Origin of the sequence: Gordonia terrae (assembly GCF_051789125.1) — a bacterium.
Taxonomy (GTDB): domain Bacteria; phylum Actinomycetota; class Actinomycetes; order Mycobacteriales; family Mycobacteriaceae; genus Gordonia; species Gordonia terrae_A.
The window spans coordinates 884846-907989 of the sequence record NZ_CP196526.1; the positions used below are offsets into that span (position 1 = coordinate 884846).

Annotated in this window: 23 protein-coding genes; 13 read left to right on the forward strand and 10 right to left on the reverse strand. The window is 66.5% G+C overall.

The window, feature by feature from the left end:
* The first annotated feature begins 47 nt into the window (after positions 1-47).
* Positions 48-1682: an acyl-CoA synthetase gene (locus tag ACSUZC_RS04030; protein ID WP_439031632.1), complete on the forward strand. Its 1635-nt coding sequence runs from the start codon at positions 48-50 to the stop codon at positions 1680-1682.
* Here the strand turns inward: ACSUZC_RS04030 and ACSUZC_RS04035 are convergent, their stop codons facing one another.
* Positions 1683-2324, reverse strand: coding sequence for a LysE family translocator (locus ACSUZC_RS04035; protein ID WP_439031633.1), 642 nt, complete (start codon positions 2322-2324; stop codon positions 1683-1685).
* Positions 2325-2496: 172 nt separating this feature from the next.
* On the opposite strand from ACSUZC_RS04035, the gene ACSUZC_RS04040 reads away from it, so the two are divergent.
* The 3 genes from ACSUZC_RS04040 (at position 2497) to ACSUZC_RS04050 (ending at position 5606) form a co-directional block, all read left to right on the forward strand.
* Positions 2497-2997, forward strand: coding sequence for a CGNR zinc finger domain-containing protein (locus ACSUZC_RS04040; protein ID WP_439031634.1), 501 nt, complete (start codon positions 2497-2499; stop codon positions 2995-2997).
* Positions 2998-3128: 131 nt separating this feature from the next.
* A complete protein-coding gene (locus ACSUZC_RS04045) occupies positions 3129-3929 on the forward strand; it encodes an EamA family transporter (protein WP_439031635.1) in 801 nt (266 codons plus the stop codon).
* Positions 3930-4016: 87 nt separating this feature from the next.
* Positions 4017-5606, forward strand: coding sequence for a DUF222 domain-containing protein (locus ACSUZC_RS04050; protein ID WP_439031636.1), 1590 nt, complete (start codon positions 4017-4019; stop codon positions 5604-5606).
* Between the two features lie 53 nt (positions 5607-5659).
* Here the strand turns inward: ACSUZC_RS04050 and ACSUZC_RS04055 are convergent, their stop codons facing one another.
* Both ACSUZC_RS04055 and ACSUZC_RS04060 read right to left on the reverse strand, forming a co-directional pair.
* Positions 5660-6952: an SLC13 family permease gene (locus tag ACSUZC_RS04055; protein ID WP_439031637.1), complete on the reverse strand. Its 1293-nt coding sequence runs from the start codon at positions 6950-6952 to the stop codon at positions 5660-5662.
* 38 nt (positions 6953-6990) lie between these two features.
* Entirely contained in the window at positions 6991-8646 is a 1656-nt protein-coding gene (locus ACSUZC_RS04060; protein ID WP_439031638.1) for an MFS transporter, read from the reverse strand.
* Between the two features lie 224 nt (positions 8647-8870).
* On the opposite strand from ACSUZC_RS04060, the gene ACSUZC_RS04065 reads away from it, so the two are divergent.
* Entirely contained in the window at positions 8871-9056 is a 186-nt protein-coding gene (locus tag ACSUZC_RS04065) for a hypothetical protein (RefSeq protein ID WP_439031639.1), read from the forward strand.
* 34 nt (positions 9057-9090) lie between these two features.
* Here ACSUZC_RS04065 and ACSUZC_RS04070 read toward each other — a convergent pair whose 3' ends face one another.
* The 3 genes from ACSUZC_RS04070 to kstD all read right to left on the reverse strand — a co-directional run bounded on the left by ACSUZC_RS04070 (position 9091) and on the right by kstD (position 12236).
* Positions 9091-9522: a DUF6918 family protein gene (locus tag ACSUZC_RS04070; protein ID WP_439031640.1), complete on the reverse strand. Its 432-nt coding sequence runs from the start codon at positions 9520-9522 to the stop codon at positions 9091-9093.
* Between the two features lie 131 nt (positions 9523-9653).
* Positions 9654-10514 carry a MaoC/PaaZ C-terminal domain-containing protein gene (locus ACSUZC_RS04075; RefSeq protein ID WP_439031641.1) on the reverse strand — a complete coding sequence of 287 codons (861 nt, stop codon included), beginning with the start codon at positions 10512-10514 and terminating at the stop codon, positions 9654-9656.
* A gap of 3 nt (positions 10515-10517) precedes the next feature.
* Positions 10518-12236 (reverse strand): 3-oxosteroid 1-dehydrogenase, encoded by a 1719-nt coding sequence (kstD, locus tag ACSUZC_RS04080; protein ID WP_439031642.1) that lies wholly within the window; start codon positions 12234-12236, stop codon positions 10518-10520.
* A gap of 307 nt (positions 12237-12543) precedes the next feature.
* Between kstD and ACSUZC_RS04085 the strand changes: the two genes are divergently transcribed.
* Entirely contained in the window at positions 12544-12924 is a 381-nt protein-coding gene (locus tag ACSUZC_RS04085; RefSeq protein WP_439031643.1) for a nuclear transport factor 2 family protein, read from the forward strand.
* A gap of 33 nt (positions 12925-12957) precedes the next feature.
* Positions 12958-13344, forward strand: coding sequence for an MMPL family transporter (locus ACSUZC_RS04090; protein WP_439031644.1), 387 nt, complete (start codon positions 12958-12960; stop codon positions 13342-13344).
* A 57-nt stretch (positions 13345-13401) separates the two neighbouring features.
* Here the strand turns inward: ACSUZC_RS04090 and ACSUZC_RS04095 are convergent, their stop codons facing one another.
* Genes ACSUZC_RS04095 through ACSUZC_RS04105 form a run of 3 tightly spaced genes read right to left on the reverse strand, consistent with a single transcriptional unit; the run spans position 13402 to position 16249 of the window.
* Positions 13402-14205 carry a MaoC/PaaZ C-terminal domain-containing protein gene (locus ACSUZC_RS04095; protein WP_439031645.1) on the reverse strand — a complete coding sequence of 268 codons (804 nt, stop codon included), beginning with the start codon at positions 14203-14205 and terminating at the stop codon, positions 13402-13404.
* A 56-nt stretch (positions 14206-14261) separates the two neighbouring features.
* Complete coding sequence (locus tag ACSUZC_RS04100; protein WP_439031646.1) at positions 14262-14714, reverse strand: MaoC family dehydratase; 453 nt, start codon at positions 14712-14714, stop codon at positions 14262-14264.
* A 35-nt stretch (positions 14715-14749) separates the two neighbouring features.
* Positions 14750-16249 (reverse strand): MFS transporter, encoded by a 1500-nt coding sequence (locus ACSUZC_RS04105; protein WP_439031647.1) that lies wholly within the window; start codon positions 16247-16249, stop codon positions 14750-14752.
* 214 nt (positions 16250-16463) lie between these two features.
* Between ACSUZC_RS04105 and ACSUZC_RS04110 the strand changes: the two genes are divergently transcribed.
* From ACSUZC_RS04110 to ACSUZC_RS04135, 6 genes are all read left to right on the forward strand, one after another.
* Positions 16464-16979, forward strand: coding sequence for a nuclear transport factor 2 family protein (locus tag ACSUZC_RS04110; protein WP_439031648.1), 516 nt, complete (start codon positions 16464-16466; stop codon positions 16977-16979).
* A 288-nt stretch (positions 16980-17267) separates the two neighbouring features.
* The gene (locus ACSUZC_RS04115) at positions 17268-18215 is read left to right on the forward strand and encodes an SMP-30/gluconolactonase/LRE family protein (RefSeq protein WP_388053778.1); all 948 of its coding nucleotides are present in this window, start codon (positions 17268-17270) and stop codon (positions 18213-18215) included.
* A 78-nt stretch (positions 18216-18293) separates the two neighbouring features.
* Positions 18294-19202: an SDR family NAD(P)-dependent oxidoreductase gene (locus ACSUZC_RS04120; protein ID WP_439031649.1), complete on the forward strand. Its 909-nt coding sequence runs from the start codon at positions 18294-18296 to the stop codon at positions 19200-19202.
* 34 nt (positions 19203-19236) lie between these two features.
* The gene (locus ACSUZC_RS04125; protein WP_439031650.1) at positions 19237-20487 is read left to right on the forward strand and encodes a cytochrome P450; all 1251 of its coding nucleotides are present in this window, start codon (positions 19237-19239) and stop codon (positions 20485-20487) included.
* Positions 20488-20496: 9 nt separating this feature from the next.
* Positions 20497-20817, forward strand: a complete 321-nt coding sequence (locus tag ACSUZC_RS04130; RefSeq protein WP_388053784.1) for a 2Fe-2S iron-sulfur cluster-binding protein — start codon at positions 20497-20499, stop codon at positions 20815-20817.
* Between the two features lies 1 nt (position 20818).
* Positions 20819-22105, forward strand: a complete 1287-nt coding sequence (locus ACSUZC_RS04135) for an NAD(P)/FAD-dependent oxidoreductase (RefSeq protein WP_439031651.1) — start codon at positions 20819-20821, stop codon at positions 22103-22105.
* Between the two features lie 49 nt (positions 22106-22154).
* On the opposite strand, the gene ACSUZC_RS04140 is transcribed toward ACSUZC_RS04135, so the two are convergent.
* Positions 22155-23126, reverse strand: a complete 972-nt coding sequence (locus tag ACSUZC_RS04140; RefSeq protein WP_439031652.1) for an alpha/beta hydrolase — start codon at positions 23124-23126, stop codon at positions 22155-22157.
* Positions 23127-23144 lie beyond the last annotated feature (18 nt).

Here is a 23144-nt window from a genome sequence, read left to right on the forward strand (position 1 = left end):
CGGCACACGACCCCCAACCCACTCCGCATCAACAAGGAGCGCGCACGATGAAGTTCAACCTCGCCGATGTCTTCGAGACCGTCGCCGACTCGGTGCCCGAGCGGATCGCGCTCAGCTACCAGGGCAGGCAGATCAGCTACGCCGAACTCGACACCCTGTCCAACCAGGTGGCCCACCTGTTCGCCGGATCGGGTATCGGCGCGTTCGACAACGTCGCGCTCTTCTTGAAGAACAGCGTCGAACACGTGACGAGTCTGCTCGGCCTGCTGAAGGTCCGCGCGGTCCCGGTCAACGTCAACTACCGCTACACCAACGCCGAGTTGCAGTACATCTTCGACAACTCTGATTCGCGCGCGATCATCGTCGAACTACCCGAGCATCAGCGCAGTGTCGCCGAACTGCTCGCCGAGATCCCCACCGTGCGCACGGTATTCGTGATCGGTGACATCGTCGAGGAGCTGGCGACAGCGGCGGCTGCGCTGCCCGATGGACGCACCGTGGAGATCGTCTCCTTCGCCGATGCCGAGTCCAAGCCCGACGCCCGGGACTTCGAGGCGCGCAACGGCGAAGAGCTGTACCTGCTCTACACCGGCGGCACCACGGGTTACCCCAAGGGGGTCATGTGGCAGCACGACGATTTCTTCCGCAAACCCCTCTCCGGCGGCAATCCCTACGGTGAGGCGCGGAAGGATCTCGACGAGATCGGTACAGCGGTCAAGGATTTCCCGCCCATTGCCTTCTTGCTTGCGGCTCCGCTCATGCACGGCGCCGCGTCGTACTCGCTGTTCACCTTCTTCACTCTCGGTGGGCGACTGGTCATCCAGCGGGACTTCGACCCGGAGGCCATCGTCACCGAGGTCGAGAAGGAGAAGGTGAACATCATCCTCATCGTCGGCGACGCCATGGGTATGCCGCTCGTCGAGGAACTCGAGAAGCGCAAGGACTCGGTCGACCTGTCGTCGATGTTCTCGATCACCTCCGGCGGTGCGATCTGGTCTCAGCACGTGCGCGATCGCATGCTCGCGGTGAAGCCGGATCTGGTGCTGCGGGACAACTTCGGCGCGTCGGAGTCAGGCAACGACGGCGAGATCATGATGGACGAGAACGGGAACCTGAAGGTCCCGCCGACCGACCGGATGATGGTGGTCGACGAGCGGCACAACAAGATCGAGCCCGGCTCGGGCGAGGTCGGTTACATCGCGCGCATCGGCAACGTTCCGCTCGGCTACTACAAGGACGAGGAGAAGACGGCGAAGACCTTCCCGACGCTTGCCGACGGAACCCGGATCTCCATCCTGGGTGACATGGGCACGGTGGAGGCCGACGGGTCGATCGTGTTCCTCGGACGCGGTTCGCAGTGCATCAACACCGGCGGGGAAAAGGTCTACGCCGAGGAGGTCGAGGCGACCCTGCACGGGCATCCCGCGATCGCCGACGCGCTGGTGGTTCCGGTCCCCGACGAGAGATACGGGCAACGCGTTGCCGCGGTGATCAAGGTCGCCGACGGCGCTGACGAGCCGTCGCTCGAGGAGATCCAGGACCACTGCCGCGAGAGTCTCGCCCGCTACAAGGTCCCGCGCACCGTCGTCTTCGTCGACGAGGTCAAGCGGACCCCGGCCGGCAAGGCCGACTACCGCTGGGCCAAGGCCGCGGCCGCGGCGCACGAGACCGCCCCGGTCTGATCAACCCTCGAGTGCGAGGCGCACTCCGAGCCCGATCAACGCGACTCCGCCGATCGCTTCGACGCGACGGCGGATTCGTGCGCTCTGGAGCCATTTCGCGATACGCCCGGCGGCGCCGACCAGCACGGTGAAGTACGCCGCGGTCAGCGCGATGTAGATCGCCCCCAGCCCGAGAGTCGTCCATCCCATCGAGTACCCGTCCGGGACGAAGCCGGGCAGGAGACTGATGAACAGGATGCCGATCTTCGGATTGAGGATGTTGGTGAGCAGTCCGGCAGTGAAACCGGAGAACATCAGACCGGCTGACCGGCCCGTCGGCGGCACGGTCTCATGTGCCGCGGCGAGGTCGGGCGCGGCCCGGAGGAGCGCGCGGACCGAGCTGATGCCCATCCACACCAGGTAGCAGGCACCGACGATCTTGAGGATCTCGTACCCGGTCTCGCTGGCCTGCAGCAACGCCGACAAGCCCAGTACGGCCGCGGTGACCCAGACCACCAGACCGCACACGATGCCGGCGGCGGTGCGCAGTGCCTCCGAGCGTCCACCGCGCACCACCCCGCGCAAGACCACCAGGGTGTCCGGACCCGGAAGCAGCACGATCAGCGTCGCGGTGACGACGAAGGACAACAGTGCGGCGAGCATGTGGTCATGGTAGGAAACGGCGCGCATCAGTGTGCGTGGGCCGTCGTAGGAGTCCGGGTGCGTGCTGTTCGACTGCGTAACCTGTTAGTGTCATTTAATGGTTACGGAACGTCCTGCCGATTGGGACCCATCAGCCAGGGCGCCCGACGGACTGGAGCGCGTGCGCCGCTTCATGAACTCTCTGGATCTGTACCGCGACCGCGACCGGTTGTCCGATGTCGAACAGGCGCAACAACTACTTCACGGCCTACCCGACGTCGGCGGTGAGGTCAGTGTCGACAAGTCAGCGCTGGCCGAGATGCGTCTGGTCCGCGCGGCGATGCGGCAGCTCGTCGGTTGCGCCACACTGTGGGCTCTGCCCGAACACGACTCGACCCCAGAAGCGACGCCGGAATGGAGCACGAGCCTGCGACTCCTTCTCGGCGCGAACGGTTTCACCCGCGACGGGCACGATCTGCACACGCTCTTGGCGGAGATGGCCCTCGACCTGTACGTCGCTCAACGCGCGGGCTCGGTTGCTCGACTCAAGCCTTGCGCCAACCCTTCCTGCCAATGGGTCTTCTGGGACACCTCGCGACCGGGCACGGGGCGCTGGTGCTCGATGCGCCTGTGCGGCGGTCAACACAAGTCGAGGCAGTTCCGCGCACGACGCGCCTCAGCAAGTCCGGAATGAGTGACCCGGCAGTCGGATCCGCCGGCGCCCGCGGTTCCGAACCGCCACCTACCACGCATCGAACGCGTGCCCGAGCCCTCGGTGCGATTGCAGTGTTCGGCTCCTGCTTGGCCATCCAGGGTTCGGCGGCAATGGCCTCGCCGCTCTTCACCGACATGGGTCCGACAGGCGTTGCCGCGTGGCGGCAAGTCATCGGCGGCCTGGCTCTGCTCGTACTACTGCGGCCCACTCTGTCCCACCGCCCTCCGAGAACCTGGCTACTCATCGTCGGCCTCGGAACCGCAATGGCCGGCATGAACGTGCTCTACTACTCGGCCGTGGACCGCCTTCCGCTGGGCGTGGCGGCCTCCCTGCTCTATCTCGGGCCATTCGTCCTGGCGACGGTGGCAATCCGAGACCGCCGCCAACTCATATGGCCGGTTTTCGCCCTTGCCGGCGTCCTGGCAGTGACACGACCCGACCAGGCGATCGCGGGAACACTCTGGGGCGTCCTGGCCGGAGCTCTCGCAGCGGCCGCGCTTGCGCTCTACACACTGCTCTCGCACAACCTCGGGTCTCGTGCCGGCTACGGAGAACTGGCACTGGCCGTAGCGTTTTCCGGCCTGATACTCACCCCCGTCGCCATCACCCACACCCCACCGGCTTCGAGCACTACATGGCTGACGCTGACTGCCATCGGAGTCATCGGTGTCGGCGTCGCATTCCTGCTCGACTTCATCGGCCTGCGACTCGCCGGCCCAGTCGTCGTCGCCACACTCTTCGCCTTCGATCCGGCGATCGGCGCGATACTCGGCAGTCTCGTACTGGGAGAACGCCTCACAGCGATCACCCTCGCCGGCATAGGACTGATCGTTGCAGCGGGGATCGGGCTGACTCGGCCCACCACATCACGCCTTGGACCCCGCCGCCCAAATGAAACGGATGTGCAGTGACACAGGCACGTTGGGTGCCGCAGGCGTGTGCCGGGCGTGCATCGAAAGGACCCTTGACTCGAACAGATGTTCGAGTACTCTTGGAGTATGTCATCGGGGGCGGGGGCCGGATCCACTACTTCAGTGGGCTCACTGAGTGAGTCTGTCGAACCTCGCCTGCGTGCCGATGACGAACTCTCCGCCTCCGAACTCATCGAGGTCCTGAATCACTGCGCCGGACTGGCAGCGTCGGCGGCTCATCGGATGATGATGGTCGCCAGCCTCATTCACGACGAGCGCGAGATGGACTACGCGCAGCGGCGCGCCGAGGTGCACAGCGGTGAGCTCGACTCCATCGAGGCCTTCGAGAACCTGTCGGCGCGGGTGGCGGCCGGGGAGAACCCCTACGAACAGTTCGGGCCGGACGGGCTCGAACAGGCCATCGCCGAAGTCGGTGCCACCCTGACGGTGACATCAGCCGAGGCGAAAGAACTCATCGAGGCCGGTGACGCGCTGCGCTACCGGCTGTCGTTCACCGGGCACGCGCTGGCGTGCGGCCGGATCGACAAGCGTCGCTTCCTGATCGCGCTCAAACGCACCGACCTGATCACCGATGCCGACGAGATGCAGACCGTGGATGCCCATCTGGCCGAGGCGATCTTCGCCCGAGCACCGATGTCGACGGCACGGTTCACCGCTCTGGTCGACGCCATCGTCGCGAAGTGGGCGCCCGAGGCGGTCCGTCGACGCAAGGAGCGGGTGAAGACCGACCGGAAGGTGACGGTCACCCCTGATCGGTTCACGCCCGGGCAGTCCCGGATCTCCGGCACGCTGCCGGTCGCCGATGCGGCCGAGTTCGACGCCCGCCTGTCGTCGATGGCCGCCGCAGTACACGCCGATGACCCGCGGAACTTCCCTCAGCGCCGCGCCGACGCCCTCAAAGCACTAGCCCGCGGTGAAGCCGCGCTGGCATGCCGGTGCGACGACTGCACTGCTGCCGCAACCAAATCCGGTTCGGAACAAGACCTCGAGGCACTGACTGCGGATGCCTCAACGTCTCCATCGCACGCTCCGCGCGCGACCTTCCACATCGTGGTGAACCTGTCGACGCTGATCGGACTCGACGACGACCCCGCGTTCCTCGACCGCCACGGCATCATCGACGCAGACACGGCCAGATCCTTGCTCGCCGAGGCCCGACGCACCTACATCGGGCCCGCCGGCGCCGGCCCGCCAGTGGCAACTACCGATCCCGCGACGCGGTACGCCCCGTCGAGAAAGCTCCAGGCGCTGGTGCGTGCGGGAGAATTGTGCTGCACCTTCCCCGGCTGCAACGCGCCGGTCTGGCAGATCGATCTCGACCACACCGATCCGTTCGACCACTCCGACCCGCGTCGGGGTGGTCCGACCGATGCGCGCAACCTCAAACCGTTGTGCCGGTTTCACCATCGCATCAAGACCTTCACCAGCTGGCAGGACTACCAGGACGAGTTCCTCACGGCCTGGTTCACCACACCCACCGGCCACATGTTCGTCGGCAACGCTTACAACGGGCGCGACCTGTTCAACCGGCTCACCCCGAGCCGGCCACCCGATCATCCAGCACGTGACAAACTGAAAGAGCTGCGCGACAACGTCTTCCGACGCAATCGACGCGCCGAAAAGCGCTGGGACGACGCCAACCCACCGCCTTTCTAGAGACGGACCGGGCTGACGATGCTGCGCGGCTCCGCGGCCTGCCCACCTGCCGACTACGTCAGCCGCAGCGCGGCCCAGAGAGCGACCACCGCGACGACGAGCGTCGCCGGCACGGTGAGGGCGCCGAGGCGTACGTACTCGCGTGAGGTCGGGGCGCCCCTGCCCTCGTGCGACCCGTCGCGATGCATGATGTCGCGCCACAGGAGGTTGGCGAGCGATCCGAAGTAGGCGAGGTTGGGGCCCAGGTTGACGCCGAGGAGCGTCGCGAGAACCAGGCCGGGGTCGTGGGCGACGAGCGGGATGAGCAGCAGGGTCGCCGGCAGGTTGTTGACCAGGTTGGCGAGGATCGCGGCCAACGCGGCGACCGCCAGCAGCGCGACCAATGTGGATTCGCCCGGGATCAGCCCGCCGATCCAGTCGCCGATCGGGCCGGTCCGGACCGGGAGGATGACGACACCGAGCACGGCCACGAACCCGAGGAACGGGATGTTCAGGGCGGTCAGGGTCTCCCGCAGGGTGGGCAGCGGGGCGTCGAGCAGTCGCGGCACCGTGAACGCGACCGCACCGACGCCGGCCACCGCGGCCAGTGGGATGCCCAGCGGTTCGGTCACGACGAAGGCGACCAGCAGCAGACCGAGCATCACCAGCATCAGGGTGGGGCGAGGAGGATCCTCCGCCGGTTGTTCGTCGAGGCTCGAACCGGACGCGGGACCCGTGCGCGCGAGTGAGTCGGTGAAGTAGACCCGGAAGATGAGGTACTCGACGACGATCGCGGCCACCCACGGCGCCAGCATCACGCCCGTGAATCCGAGAAAGCTCAGCCCGGTCGCGGAGAACGCCAGGAGATTGGTCAGGTTCGACACCGGCATGAGCGTGGACGCCGTGTTGGCCAGGTGAGCGTTCGCGAACGCCACCGGGGTCACCCGCGCACCGATCCGCCGCGCGGTGGCCACGGCAACCGGCGTCAGCAACACGATCGTGGTGTCGAGGCTGAGCACCGCCGTCGTCACCGCCGCCGCGAGGAAGACGATGCGCAACAGCCGATGAGGTGAGGCCCGGCTCCAGCGCGCCAGGAGTGACCCGATCCAGGTGAACACCCCGGCCCGGGCGCAGGCGTCGGCGATCACGAGCATCGCCGCCAGGAACCCGATGGTCGGCGCCATCGTGGTGATCTCGTCCGCGGCCTGCCCGATGTCGGCGAGCCCGAGCACGATGAGCAGCGCGGCGACCGGCGCTGCCACCACGACCGCCGGAATGCGCTGAGCGACAACGGTCGCGACGATCACCACGAGCAGGGCGGCGACGCCCACCACCGTGCCGGCGACGCTGTCCGCGGTCAGTACCACCGGGACAGGCTACGTGACCCGGTAGACCGACGTCGGTGTCAGTCGCGGGCGAAGGTGTCGTCGCGCTCCTGGCCGGTTTCGTCGACAGTCGGCGGCACCTCGACCACGCGCCGGGGCGTCAGCCACAGCAGGGCCACCGAGCTGACGAGCATGATCCCGCCCAGGACGAGCGACGCCGTCTCGAAGGGCTGGTAAAACGCCTCCCGGCTGCCCTCCGCGATCTTGTCGGCGAGTTCGGCGGCCTGACCCGACAACCGGTCGACGACGACGGTGGCCTCGGCCAGGGACCGCTCGATCAGGGTGCCGGCCTGTCCGGCCTGCTCGATCATGGCCTGACCGCCCGCGGTGTCACCGGCCGCGATCCGCTGCTGACCAGCCGCGGTCAGCTGTTCGCGCGCCAGCTGCGCCGTGTCGCCGATCCGCGACTGATATCCGGCGGCGACGATGCTCCCGGCGATCGCGATGCCGATCGCGGCGCCGATCTCGCGTGCGGTGTCGTTGACCGCCGAGCCGATCCCCTGGTTGTCGAGGGGAGTGTTGGACATGATGGCCGTCGTCGCGGGAGCCGAGGCCAGACCGATGCCGACGGCGATCACCGCGACCACCCCGGCCAGCGTCCAGTAGGTCTCGTACCGGAACGACCCGAGCAGGATCAGACCGATTCCCGAGAGGACGGCGCCGCCGGCGATCACGAACTTGAGTGAATCGAGCCGCACGGCGATCCAGTTCGCGATCAGGGTGGTGATACCGACCCCGGCGACGAAGGGCATCAGTGCGACGGCCGATTGCAGGGGGCTGTAGTCGAACACGAGCTGCAGCAGCTGCAGAAGCAGGTAGAACATGCCGAACGACGCGAGGAACTGGACCGCGACCGACAGCGCCCCCGATCCGAAGGCGCGGTTGCCGAGCAGCCGGACGTCGAAGAGCGGTGAGGCCGAGCGCAACTCGACGAAGACGAATGCTGCGCCGAGCAGCACTCCGCCGATCAGGCAGGTCAGGACGACGACGTCGGCCCAGCCCCGGTGCGGGGCCTCGAGGAGCCCGAGGACGACGCCGGTGATCGCCAGGACCGAGCACAGGGTTCCCGGGATGTCGAAACGGCCGGGGTCACTGTCTTTCGAGGTCCCGATGGTCAGGCACAGCGCCGCCGCGACGGCCGACGACGCGGCGAAAGTGATGAAGATCGAGTGCCAGGAGAAGAACTCGAGGAGCAATCCGGTCACGAGGAAGCCGGCGATCGCGCCACCGCCCGCGATGGCCGACCAGATGCTGATCCCGACGGCGCGCTTGCTCTCCGGCATGCCCGAGGTGATGAGCGACAACGTCGTCGGCATGATGAGGGCGGCCGCGGCACCGGCGAAGCATCGCGCGAGGATGAGCTGCGTCGGGCTGTCGACCCAGATGGCGACGAGGGACGCGAGACCGAAGAGCAACAGTCCCGCGATGAGGACCTCGCGCCGACCGAGCCGGTCGCCGATCGCCCCGGCCGGCAGCAGCAGGGCTGCGAGGGCGAGCGTGTACCCGTCGACGATCCAGGTCATCTCACCCGCGTCGGCGCCCGTGTCGATGGCGATGTCGGGCAGCGCGGTGTTGAGAGCGGCCATGGCGGCGACCACCATGCTGACCGACAGGCAGGCGATGAGGACGAGCCAGGCGGACCTGGCGTCGAGGCGTATGGCGTTCGGCAGTTTCATCAGGCGTCCTGCGCTTTCCGGGTCTGCGAAGGGACTCGCTCGGTCAGGACGACGATCGGTTCTGGATCGTCCGTGTTGCGATTTCGTTATCGCGACACGCTAGGTGCGCGACGACGCAACGCGAGTAACTTGTGACACATTTATCACTGCAGTATCTAAACCGGGTGAACGCGAGACCGCGCCGGTCCATGTTCGCCCCGGACGACCGAAAGTGGTGACAGGTCATGGCCTCACCCCGAATCGCTTCTACTCCAGCCGCGTCGACCCCGGCCGGATCGACCACAGCCGCGGCGCCCGCCGCCACCGACATCTCGCCCGCCCGCGTCCACGTGTGGCGGGTGCTGTCGATGCTGGCTGCCCTGATCGGCGTCGTCGTGGCCCTGGTGGCCATCGCGTCGTCGGCGGTCTGAGACTCCTGACCGCCGACGACGCGCGCACCGACTCCTAGGCGGCGTGCCGCTCGACGGCGGCACCGAGCCGGGGGAGTGCCGCGACGACGTAGTTCTTCGCCTTGCCGCGCAGCGAGTTGTACGCCTTGGCAAGCGAGGGCTTGGCTGTCTTCGCCTGATCGTCGGTGACCGAGAGCAGGGCCTCGGCCGCGGCATCGCCGTTGGCCGAGAGATGATCGCCGAAGGCGACACCGGCGGGCTTCGAATCCCAGAACGGCGCGAGCGCCCGCAGGAAATCCTCGGCCATCTGGTCCGTGGCGCTGTGCACGACACCCGGCTTCACCTTCTGCACCGCGGAGTAGGCGGTCTTCACAGCGGCGCCGCTCAGACCCGACTGGTCGGCCACCTCCGCGTCGATGACACCGACGAGGTCGGTCACCAGGGCGCTGCGGTTGTCGGCAAGTAGGGGCGTAAGCGAATCGCTCATGGGCGTCTCCTCGGGGTATGCGACGTGGAACATGCGGACCGCCTCCCGGTCCGCGTGAGTAGCGTACTGTCCCCGCGCCGAGACGTCGCCCGCCTGCGCCCGGATGTGTGCGGGCTGCGCCCGGGGTCCGGTCAGCGCCGGGCGAGGACCACATTGCCGAGGGCCTTGGCACCGTCCCGATCGACGACGGTCGCGGTGGCCAACAGCCGGGAGTCGTCCTCCCAGACCTCGACTGCGAGGGTCTCGCCGGGGAACACCACGCCCGCGAACGATGCCGAGTAGTCGGCGACCGCGGCCACGTCGCCACCGAGGACGTCGTCGACGATCGCTCGGCAGACGGTGCCGTAGGTGCACAGACCGTGCAGGATCGGCCGGGGAAAGCCCGCGCGCGAGGCGAATTCGGGATCGGAGTGCAGCGGATTGCGATCGCCGCACAATCGGTAGAGCAGCGCCTGCTGGGGCAAGGTCGTCACCGACAGGCGATGATCGGGTTCGCGGTCGGGGTAGTCCACCTTGGCCGACGAGCCGCGTTCGCCCCCGAAACCGCCCTCGCCCTTGGCGAAGATCGACGAGCGTGCGGTCCACAACGTCTGGCCCTCGTCGTCGGAGGTCACCGACTCCTGCACGATGACGGCGGCCGAGCCCTTGTCCTGGATCTCGGCGATCCGGGTGCGAGTGGTCGCCTTTCCGCTGGGCGGTAGCGGCCGATAGGCGGTCACCTGCTGGCTGCCGTGGACGACCTTCGCGAGGTCGATGTCGACGCCGGGGAACGAGACCTTCGGGGGCTCGGTGGTGTGGAACCCGGCGGCCACGGTCGCGAAGGTGGGCAACACCTTCGGCGTCGAGTCATGGATGTACTCGAGCCCGGTGGTGTCCATCGGGTCCGAGGCGGCGCCCACCGCGAGGTTGTACAGGGCGGCGTCCGACGCCGACCATTCGAAGCTCACCTCGGGCAGTTCGGCACCGAGGGCGACGGAGGGATCGATCGGCATGGCTCAGGCTCCTGTGGTCGCGGTCGCCTTGGCGGCGATGTCGGTGGCGGCGAGGTAACCGAAGACCATCGCGGGTCCGATGGTCGCTCCCGGGCCGGCGTAGGTGTGCCCCATGACCGGCGCGCTGGTGTTGCCCGCTGCGTACAGACCTTCGATGACCGAACCGTCGGGCCGCAGCGCGCGACCGGAGGCGTCGGCGTTGATGCCGCCCTTGGTGCCGAGGTCGCCGGGCACCATCTTGACCGCGTAGAACGGGCCCTTGCTGACCTCGCCGAGGCTCGGGTTGGGCTTATTGGTGATGTCGCCGTAGTAGTGGTCGTAGCCGCTTGTGCCACGACCGAAGTCCTCGTCGACACCCTTGCGGGCGAAGCCGTTGAACCGCTCGGTGGTCGCGGTGAGCGCGTCGACCGGTACGCCGATCTTCTCGGCTAGTTCGGCGATGCTGTCGGCCTTGACGACGACACCGGACTCGAACCACTTCTTGGGCAACGGTTGTCGGGCGTTGATGCCGGCGAACAGGTAGCGGTTGCGGCAACGCTGATCGAAGATGAGCCACGACGGCACGTTCTCTCCGGGCCCCTCGCCCTGGCCGAACTCGCCGCCGTACATCTGGTGCACCGCTTCGACATACGGCAACGACTCGTTCATGTAGCGCTGACCGCGCGTGTTCACCATGAACGTGCCGGGAACCGCTCGTTCCGACAGCGCGAACCACGGGCCACGCGGCAGCGGGATGGTCGGGCCCCACCATGCATCGTCCATGAGCGAAACCGCGGCGCCGATCTTGAGGCCGGCGTTGATGCCGTCGCCGGTGTTGCTCGGAGCGCCGGTGGTCCACTCGGAGCCGATCGGGTCGCGCTGGTACTTCTTGCGCATCTCGTCGTTGTGTTCGAACCCGCCGCACGCCAGGATCACGCCGTGTCGCGCGCGGATCTCGACCCGCTTGCCGTCGGATTCGGCGATCACGCCGACCACGCGGCCGTCCTCGGTGATGAGGTCGGCCAGGCCGGTGTTCAACCGCACCGGGACGCCGGCCTGGCGGACGCCGATGAGGAGTTCGGCGGCCAGTGCGGCGCCCATGGCGATCAGCTTCTTGCCGCGGCTGCGCGCCCAGAAGAACCGGCTGCCGACCTTCGCCATCCGCAGCGGACCGCGCCAGTGACGCAGGCCGGTGTTGAGCCAGCGGTAATCCGACTGCAGCACGACCATGTTCAGCGGCGCCTTGGTGTACTGCGGGTGCAGGGTCTTCAGGTCGTCGCCGAGGCGGCGCGCGTCGAAAGGCCGGGGCTCCACCGAGCGGCCGCCGATTCGGCCCCCGGGCGCCTCCGGGTAGTAGTCCGAGTAGTTCTTCACCCACTCGAGGTCGAGGGGCGCGTGTGCCATCAGGAAGTCGAGGGCCTCGGGCCCGCGGTCGATGTAGGCGTCGATGCGATCAGCGGGTGCGTGTTCGCCGATGATCGCGTGCACGTACTCGCGTGCCTTGTCGGGGGTGTCGGTCACGCCGTCACGACGCAGCACCGAGTTGTTGGGGATCCACACGCCGCCGCCGGAGCGTGAGGTGGAGCCGCCCCAGTAGGGTGACTTCTCGATCAGAACGGTCGACAAGCCCTTCTGAGCTGCGGTGATCGCCGCGCTCAGGCCCGCACCGCCGGCGCCCACGACGACGACGTCGAAGGTCTCGGGTTCGGTACTGGTCTGTTCTGGTTCGGTCGAGCCGGCCATGGGGTCCCCTTCGTGCGCGCAGGTGGAACGTGTTCTACCTGAATTAGAACACGTTTCAGAAATGGGGCGCCAGGGGTGCACCCCGTTCCCGTCGACCGTGCACCCGATTCCGTCGACCGTGCGTCGGTTTGCCTCGACTGTGCGCCGTAGATCATCCAGTGTGCGTTGGGAGGGGCCGGCGGTGATGTCCCGCCCAGCGGACGACGGTATGTCGCCGTGCCGAACCCGCTGATTCGATGACGTGAGCCCTTCTATGGGGTCGCGCAGAGGCCGTGGTGGATGCGCGAAACGATTCGACAGGAGTTTCATGTCTCCCTCAACCAACCAGATCCGTGATGCTGTTGCCGGGTACATAGCAACAGTCAGCACTGGTACGTCGGCCGAGATCGCCGCGTTGTATGCCGAGGATGCGACGCTCGAGGATCCGGTCGGCTCCGAGATCAAAGTCGGTCGAGCGCAGATCGAGAAGTTCTACAGCGCGCTGGACTCCATCGATTCGACTGCGGAGTTGCTGACCGTCCGATCTGGCGGGTCGACCGCGGCCTTCCACTTCCGCGTCACCTCGCATCTGCCCGACCAGACGGTTGTCGTCGAGCCCATCGATGTCATGACCTTTGATGACGACCTCAAGATCACGAGCATGCGCGCGGTCTGGGCGCCCGAGGACGTCATCGCCAGCCAGCGGTGACGATCCCCGCCGGTCCGTTGCCGTACATCGCCAGTGCCGGGCTCCAGGATCCACGAGGCACACTCCCGTGGTCTGGACACCAAGGAAGCAATCATCGAGGGCTTCTCGCGGTCGGGTCCGGTCGTCGTCGCAGCGGCGGCGATCATGGCCGCAGTTTTCGCGGGATTCTGCTTGAGCGGCGACAGCCTCGTCGGCTCCATCGCTCTCGCGCTGACCGTCGGTGTACTCACCGACGCATTCGTCGTGCGGATGCTGATCATGCCCGCAACGCTCGCGCTGTTCGGCAACCGGTCGTGGTGGCTGCCGGCCAAGCTCGACCGATTGCTCCCGAGGATTGATGCAGAAGGTCTGTCGATCGAGGACTCCGACACAGGTGACAGACTCCGAAAGAACCCGTTGGACTCGACAATTGGTGGATAGACCGATTCGTCATCATGGCTTGGGTCGGCGATCGCATCGCCGGCCCAAGCCCTCCGGTCAGCGCCCGAAGGTGGCGACCGCGTTGTCGATGACGACTCCCTGAGGTCCGGACACGACGAATCCACCTGTCAGCGAGTCGGTGACGTCGATTCGAAGCTCGTCGCCCGGAAGAACCACAGACCGGAAACGTCCCGAGAGCGAGGCCAGATCGGCGGGATGAGCGCCACGATGCCGCGCCAGTGCCACGACCGAGGTGGAGAGGGTGGCCAGGCCGTGCAGGATCGGACGGTCCTGGCCGATCGCACGTGCGGCCGCCGGGTCGATATGGATTGCGTGACGATCCCCGCACAGTCGGTAGAGCGCCGCTGCGTTCTCTGCGGTGCGCACCGAGGTTGCGGGCGAGAGCGCCTCGGCGACAGCCACACCCGGTCCGCGGTCGCCTTCGAAACCGCCGCAACCCGGGGCGAAGATGGACCACACGGCGGTGAAGTGATCACAGCTCACCCTGACGTCGAAGATCGCCGCCGAACCCTTGTCCCACACGTTGTCGACTCGTGCGGAAAGCGTCGCCTGACCCGCGGGCGGCAGCTCGTCGTGGACGATGAGCTGCTGGGAGCCGTGAAGCGACGTCCCGACGGGAAACGCTCCCTGTGAGCCGAGCTCGTCCGGGGCCCACTGACCGAGGGTGAGTCCGAAGGTCGGGAGCACGCGGAGCTCCCGCTCGTACACGAGGTCGAGATCATCGGCGCGCGCACCGACAGCCAATGCGAACAAGATCGCGTCGCGTTCGTCCCAGTGCACGGTGCGCGAGCCCAGATCGCGACCTATCCAGTCGACTGCCGAGTGTGTCGAAGTTGTCATCACGGTCCCTTTTCGTTGTCCTAGAGCGCTATTCGCCTACGGTCTCGTCGATTCCCTCAGAAGATCAGGAGCCGCAGATTCTGGGCTACACAGGCCGGTTCGGTCTCACCCTCGATCTCAACCCTGGTGGTGATGATCAGTCGGACGCCCTTCGGTGTTTCCTCGACCGAGGTGAACACCGCGTTCGCGCGGACACGAGCACCCACTCTGACCGGGTTCGGAAACCGAAGGCTGTTGATTCCGTAATTCAGTGTCAGCCTCGGACCTTCGATCGCGAAGATGCCTCCGATCAGCGACGACAGCAACGACATGGTCAGATTGTCGTGTGCAATGGTGGTCCCGAATGGGCCCGCCGCCGCCCTGTCTGGATCGACATGAGGCCATTGGTGATCGCCGGTCGCGTTCGCGAACGCATCGATGCGTTCCTGCGAGATCTCCAGCCAGGCGGTGGGACCGAGTTCTTCCCCGATGGCCGATCTCATCTCGTCGAGGCTGGTGAACGTTCGCATGGGCGGGTCACCCTTCGATCCCGAGCTGTTGCTGGTCAGTTGTCAGCGTGATTCGAAGCGAGATCACGGTGGGCAGCGCCTACCGGTCTCGGCAATGTCAGCGCCATCAGCAGCCCTGCCACCGCGACTGCGGCGATGAAGAGGTAAACCGTGGTGAATCCGGACGAGTCGTAGAAACTCGCGCCCTCGGCCACCACGGCTATGTGAGAGTTGTTCAGTACCGCGAATACCACCACGGTGATGACGGCAGTGAACACTCCTTGGTTCACCGACATCACGCTTGCCGTTGTCGCCTGGTGTCTGGGATCGACGAATTCGATGAGGAGATTGGGGACGGATGCGTATCCCATTCCCTGCCCGAATCCGCATAGTCCGGCGCCGATCACGATGGTCAGCAACGAGTGATGGTCGACAGCCAACAATCCGAATCCGCACGCGCTGAGCGCAAGCCCGACAACAACAGTGAGGCGCGGACGAAGGCCGCGCGTCACCAGCCAGCCGACGAGTAGACCGCCCACCACAATCGCGATGACGACGGGAAGTTTGTAGATGCCGTAGGTCGTGGTGTCGTAACCCCAGCCATATCCCAGTTGGAGGGACGGTGGAGTCATGATCAACAGCGGTAGCAACACGCCGGTGAGTCCGGAGACGCCATAAACCACACCGGCGATCAACGTCGTCAGCAGCACAGGTCGTCGCGCGAGCACGTATGTGTCGATCAGCGGCTCGGGCAGCACGCGGGAGGAGACGAACCATCCGCACAGAAGGGCGATTCCGCCGAGCAGGAACGCCAGCGTCGAGCCCGATGCCCAACCCCACGAAGGGCCGAAACTCACTGCAACGAGAACGCCCGCGATACCGGCGCCGAGCAGGGCGGCCCCAGCCGTGTCGACTCGAGCGTGCACGCGCACCGGAGATTCCGGGACCAGAAGGCGCACCAGGGCGGCGAACGGCACCATTGCGCACAACATGAACCAGAAGATGCTGCGAAAACCGAAGGTGTCTATCAGCCAACCGGTCAGAAACGGTGCGGGAATCGCTACGAGTCCCAGGCCGCTGGTGACGATACTGATGGCAAGCGGAACGGTGCGGGCCGGGAACACATCGCGGATGAGTAGGTAGCTCAGGAACATGCACGGGACGAAGAAGCCGAAGAGGGTACGTCCGGCAACCATCATCGCGTAGTTCACCGCCATCGCCGAAACCAGTGCGCCCAGCGCGGCGATCGCCACAGAGACAAGCAACATCAATCGTTTGCCATGGAGGTCCGCGAGCTTGGCCACGATGGGCGAGACAACTGCGCCGGCCAGCATGAACGCTGTCACCATCCACGCTGTTTGCGTGGTCTGGAAGCTGCGACTGATGGCGGGTAGCGCTGTCGAGACCATCATGTAGGAAATGGAGCAGACCTCGAGGAGTGCCACGATCGCGGCGAGCCCGAAGCAGACTCGAGGCGACCATCCCGGAGCTCGCCAGGAATCAACGACTTCGGGTTGAATCTGACTGTTGTTGTCTGAGTGGGAAAGTGACGACACGGATTGGCCCTCTGCTGTTGTCGGATGAGGAGATTGACATCGTGTGAAGTCCACTGCATTCGATCGCGGGGGGCGGTCGGCGTCGAGCGACACTTCCGCTGACCGGGACAGGACCCGATGCCGAAGTCTGCGCTGCGAAAACGTCGTTCGTTTTCTCCCGGTGACCGGACACCGGGGCCGCGGCGAGCGGACCTCCGGAAATAGCGTCCGACGTATGGCAAACACATGGACAAGACAGGAACTCGAAGACGCGTATCAGACGTGGTTCGCCACCATCAATCGTGCGGGTTCGGGGGAGGGGAGCTGGCGGGACTTCCTCGACCTGTTCACCGACGATGTCGTCTATCACGAGCAGATGGCGGGGGAACTGAAGGGCAAGGAGGGAATCTGGGCGTGGGCCGAACCGAGCCTGGCGACGTTCCCGGGCTCACACACCGAGAGCTTCCCCGAGTACTGGCACGTCATCGACGAGACCAACGGGACGATCGTGGCACGGCTGGACAACGTCATGAGCGATCCCGGTGACGGGAGTCGATTCGGAGCCCCGCACATCAGCGTTCTCACCTACGCGGGAGACGGGAAGTTCTCGCAACAGCAGGATGTCTATGACGTCACGAGTTTCCTGGATCTGATCAAGGCCTGGGGCCGGCGGGCGATGGAACTCGGCACCTTCGACGACGAACAGCGAGCGTGGTTTGCGCAGGTCTACCCCGAGACCGTCCCCGACTGAACGGTTCCAAGCGGCGCGGGGCGGCGGTCGGCGTCCACTGAATGGGACGCCCCCGACCGCCCCGCCGCCAAGCACCTAGTGTTCGTCCCGTGCGCATCCCTGTGACCCAGTTCACGGTTTCCGGCGACGAGCCGGGCGGGGGATGGACGACGCAAACCGAACGTCGAGAGCAGCCGGGGCGGCGGAAACGGATCACGCCGTGACGGCCCGCGCCGCCGACCGCCGGGACGCTCGTACCGACTCTCGCACAACAGTTGTCAACAGTTCGACCCCACGGAAGGTTCACCGATGACCAGTCCCGTCGATACCGTCGCAGCGGCCGTTGCCGCCGCGGACGCGCCCACCTTCGAGGCCCGCAAGATCTCGACCGGGTACTCCTGGCCGGAATGCCCGCGCTGGCACGACGGTGCCTTCTGGTTCTCGGACATGTACACCGGGACGCTCAAGACCCTCGACGCCGAGGGCAACGCGACCGTGGTCGTCGACGCCACCGGGCGGGCCGCGAACACCGACGTCCCCATCGTCCTGGGCGGGTTCGGATGGCTGCCGGACGGACGCCTCATCGTGAACTCGATGCACGAGCAGAAGGTCCTCGTCCACGGCGGCAACGGGCCGGACGATCTCACCGAGTACGCCGACGTCAGCGAGTTCGCGATCAAGGCTGTCAACGACATGGTCGTCGACGCCGAGGGCCGGGCGTACATCACCCAACTCGGCTTCGACATCTTCCAGGGGGAGACCCCGATCACCTCGCCGCTGATCGTCGTCGACCCCGACGGCACCGTCTCGAAACCCGCGGGCATCCCGGAGATGAACTGCGGCAACGGTATCGCGATCAGCGCCGACGGCACCAAGCTCTTCGTGGCCGAGGTGATGGCGCAGAAGATCACCGTGATCGACCGCACCTCCGACGGAACCCTATCGAATGCACGGGATTTCGCCACCTGCCCGTTCATGCCGGACGGCATCGGGCTCGACGAGGAAGGCGGGGTCTGGGCAGCCATGCCGGGTGGCGGTTACGTCGCCCGCTTCACCGAGGACGGTCTGACCGACGCAGTCCCGATGCCCCTCGAGGGGGGTATTGCGTCCGCGTGCCTGCTCGGCGGACCCGATCGCAGCACGCTCTACATGACGGTCGGGTACGAGGTCTTCGACTTCGAGAAGTCCGCCCGTGAAGCTCTCGGCGGGATCTTCGTCGCCGACGTCAAGAACCACGGCGGCCAGACGCGCCCGTGACCCGGGCACCCCGGCAGGGAACTCTCATAGCTTCGACCCCACCGATCTCCACCGTTTCGACCCAGGCAAGGACGACAAATGACAGCACAACTCGACTTCACCGATCGCGTCGTGATCGTGACCGGCGCGGGCCGCGGCATCGGCCGCGCTCATGCGCTCCTGCTGGCCTCGCGCGGCGCCTCGGTCGTGGTCGGCGACCTCGGCTCGACCACCGACGGCTCCGGGGTGGAATCGGGTGACCCGGCCGCCGACGTCGTCGCGGAGATCACCGCAGCCGGTGGAAAGGCGGTCGCGGTGAACTCCGACATCACGACCGACGAGGGTGCAACCGCGCTCGTCGACGCCGCGATCTCGAACTTCGGCCGGCTCGACGCCGTGATCAACAACGCGGGAATCGTGCGGGCGGCACCATTCCGTGACGTGCCCGACGAGGAGTACCAGCGCCACCTCGACGTGCACTACCTCGGACCGATGCGGCTGCTGCGCGCCGCGTGGCCGCATCTGCTCGAGTCGCCGGCCCCGCGCGTGGTCAACACGATCTCGCAGGCGATGCTGGGAAACCCCGGCATGTCGCATTACGGCGGGTCGAAGGGCGCGTTGTTCGGCCTCACCCGCAACCTCGCGCTCGAGGGCCTCGAAGCGAACGTCAAGGTGAATGCCATTGCCCCCGGCGCAGGTACCCGGATGGCCGAAGCCGCCGCTGACACGCTCTCGCCGGAAATCATGGAGTACATGCGAACTCAGCTGCTCCCAGAGCACGTCGCCCCGGTGGCCGCGTTCCTGGTGCACCCGTCGTGCGAGACGACCGGAGAGGTGTTCAACGTCGCAGGCGGCATCGTGAACCGGCTCGCCCTCGTGAACACCGTGGGCATCCACGATCCTTCGCTCACGGTCGAGACCGTCGCCGAGCAGTGGGAACAGATCATGGCCGTCACCCCCGACGCGATCCCGCAGATCGTCGCACCCGCCCAGATGCCGGTCTCCTGACCGTCCGAACAGCCCCGATTTCTGGAGTACCGACATGAGCACAACCGAAGCCACCCCGACGACGAACACCGAGTATCCGTTCGCCGCCGTTCCGCCGAACGAGGCCGCCGCGCGGTACCGGGCGATCGCCGCCGATCGCCCGATGACGAAGATGACGATGCCCTACGGCGGGGACGTCTGGGTCATCCACCGCAACGCAGCTGCCCGCGAGATGCTCGGTGACGGACGGTTCGTCCGCAAGCCGTTCCGCACCGGCGAGCGGGTGGTCCCGTACTTCGTCGAATTTCCCGACTTCCTGAAGTCGACCCTTCAGTTCGAGGACCCGCCCCACCACACCAAGTTGCGAAAGCTGGTGCAGCGGTCCATCTCCCCGAAGCGGGTCAAGGCCATGCGGGATTCGGCGATCGAGTATGCCAACCAGCTGATCGATGCGATGATCGACAAGAGGGGCGAGAACCTCGACCCCGTCAATCTCGTCTCCGAATACGCTGTCGCGCTCCCGATCCAGATGATCTCGAACCTGCTCGGGGTGCCCCCGGAGGACCGGGCGAAGTTCCAGAAGTGGAGTTCGGCGAGTTTGTCCACCTCGAACATGTCCGAGGACGAGGTCATGTCGAACATGGCCGAGCTGTTCGGATACATCGTCGAGCTGATCGAGAAACGCCGACAGGACCCGCGCGAGGATCTGATCAGCGACCTCGCGAATGCCCGCGACAAGGACGACAGCCTCACCGACGGCGAAATCCTGCCCATCGCGATGCTTCTCGTGATCGCCGGATTCGACAACACCGCGAACTTCATCTGCTTGGGCGTACTGACGTTGTTGCGTAACCCCGATCAGCTCAACGTCTTCTTGGGTGACCCGGACGGTTTGGCACCCACGACCGTCGAAGAGGTGCTTCGTTTCGGTCGCTTCGCCATCGACGACAAGATCGCCGGGGGGAGCGGTTTGGTACCGTTCGTCGCCACCGAGGATGTGGAGATCGACGGGCACCTCATCGCCGAAGGCGAGGCCGTCCTGGTCGACCCGGCATCCACCAATCACGACGGGATCGTGATCGAGAGTGATGCTGAGCCCTTCGACGTCACCCGCCCCAACAATCCCCATCTGACCCTGAGTTACGGACTGCACCACTGCCTCGGCGCGCCGCTGGCACGGATGGAGATGCAGGTGGGTCTCGCCGAACTGTTCAAGCGCTTCCCGGAGTTGAGACTCGCCGGCGAGGTCGTCGTCGACGACACCAACCTCACTCAGCCGGTCACCAACCTCCCCGTCACCTGGTAGGAGGACCTCGTGCCCAAGGTGTTCTACACACAACCAGACGGCGCCGAGAAGATCATCGACGCATCGGTTGGTGACTCGGTGATGGCGACAGCAGTCCGTCACGGCGTCACCGGGATCGTCGGTCAATGCGGCGGGACGCTGTCGTGTGCGACCTGTCACGTCTACCTCGACGCGGCCGAGATGGACAACTTCGCCGCACCGGGTGAGGACGAGGACGACATGCTGGAGTGCACGGCCTCGGATCGGGAGGAGAACTCGCGACTCTCTTGTCAGCTCATCCTGTCCGAGGGCGTCGATGTTCATGTCACCATTCCGGACGAGCAGGTCTGACGTGACCGTCGGACCTGACCACTCCACCGGTTCCGAGGCGTCGACCCCGCGCAGTGTTGCGGTGGTCGGCGCCTCGCACGCCGCGGTGCACCTCGCCGACCGGTTACGGGCGGTCGGATTCACCGGAGAGATCACGCTGATCTCGCAGGAGACCCACCTGCCGTACCAGCGGCCGCCGCTGTCCAAGGCGATGCTCACGGGGGAGGTCTCCGCGGACTCGGTGCTGCTGCGAGATCCCGCGTACTACCGTGCCAACCGGATCGAGCTCCGCACCGGGACCGAGGTCACCGGGGCCGCGCGCGCCGAGGGCGGGTACATGCTCGAGATGATCCGCGAGAACCGTAGGGAGACACTCTCGGTCGACCGACTGGTCCTGGCGACCGGGGCGCGCGCACGAACCCTCGACCTGCCGGGGGCGGACCATCCCGACGTCTTGGTGCTCCGAGAGATGGACGACGCGCATCGCCTGCTGTCGCGAGTGGCACGGGGTCCGGTTGCGGTGATCGGCGGGGGTTTCATCGGGCTCGAGGTCGCCGCCACCGCCCGCGGTCTCGGTGCCGACGTCACGGTGATCGAAGCAGGCGACCGTCTGCTTGCACGGGCGGTCGGGCCGTCGACAGCCGAGACCCTGCTCTCCGCCCACCGGGCGATGGCGACCGACGTCGAACTGGGAGCCGTGCCGGTCGAGATCGTCGCCGACGGCGGACGTCTGATCGGGGTTCGCCTCGACGACGGTCGGTTGATCCGAGCTGCAACGGTTCTCGTCGGCGTAGGAGCGTGTCCGCGCACCGAGATCGCCGATCAGCTCGGTCTCGACACCGATGGCGGTGTCGTGGTCGACGGCAACTGCCTTGCGTCGGACGGACAGACACTCGCCATCGGCGACTGCACCATCCATGTCTCCGAGAGCGGTCGGCGGTTCCGACTGGAATCGGTCGACAACGCCACCGAACAGGCAGCCGCCGCGGCGAGCGTGATCGCCGGCACGGAGGTCCCGCCGCGCGGCGCGCCGTGGTTCTGGTCGGATCAGGGCGATCAGAAACTGCAGATCGTGGGACTCATCGGCGGGCACACATTGGTGCTCGTACGGGTCGATCCCGAACGTCCGCGTCGCCGCGTAGCGCTGTACTTCACCGACGACGCGTTGGTCGCGGCCGAGTGTCTGAACTCGCCGGCCGACTTCGTCGCGCTCCGGTCGGCTCTTGCTCGGGGGTTCCGTCCGTCCGCGGCGATGCTGGCCGATACGTCGGTGCCACTCAAGAAGCTGCTGGCGCCGGTTCGGGCCTGACCCTCCTCGCTGCCACCGGCTCTGCGCGGCACCGATTCGCCTCCCGACGTCAGGACGTCTGGGAGGCGAATCGCGCGGCGACCAGTGCGCCGACCTCGGCCATCGCCAGGCGAGCCCGCGCCACCGACGCGGTCTGCATCGCAAACCCATGTCCGACACCGGGATACCGCAGTTGTGCGACCTGGACTCCCGCACCGCGCAGCCGGTCGCCGTAGCGCTCGACGCTGTCGCGGATCGGGTCGCCGTGTCCGACGGCGATGATCGCCGGCGGGAGACCGGCCAGGCTCTCGGCGATGGCCGGCGTGCCGTATTCGTCGTCCTGTGAGGGGTCCTCACCCAGGTACATGTTCTTCATCCAGTCGATGTCCTCGGCGGTGAGGAACACGCTGTCGCCGAACTCTCGCATCGACGCGGTGTCGTCGCGGCGTGCGATACCCGGATAGAACATCACCTGCTGGGCGATTCGCGGGCCACCGGTGTTCCGGCTGCGTAGCGCGGTGGATGCGGCGAGTCCGCCTCCGGCGCTGTCGCCACCGACCCCGATTCGCGATGGGTCAACGCCGAGATCCTCCGAGCGGCGGTGTGTCCATTCGAGTGCCTCATAGGCATCGTCATTGCCTGCGGGATAACGATGTTCGGGAGCGAGGCGATAGTCGACGTTGATCAGGACCGCGCCGGTGGCATGGGCCACATCGCGAGCGAGTCGGTCGAAGGAGTCGAGCGAACCCATGATCATGCCGCCGCCGTGATACCAGACCAGCGCGGCCGCACCGACGGCCGGCGCGGCGTGGGGGCGGTAGATCCGCAACGGAATCGGCCCGTGTGGGCCGTCGGCGGTCGCGTCCTCCACCGAGGCCATGTCCGGACCCGGTGGCCGCACTATCGATTCGAGCATCTCCCGGGTCTTCTCGACGCCGCGCTGCCATGACGCGGGGGCGCCTGCCGCGATCATCCGGTCAACGATCACGGCGACGTCCGGATCCCAGGGCGGGCCGGCGTCGTGCGGTGTACTCGCGATCATCTCTGGTGTCACCTCGGT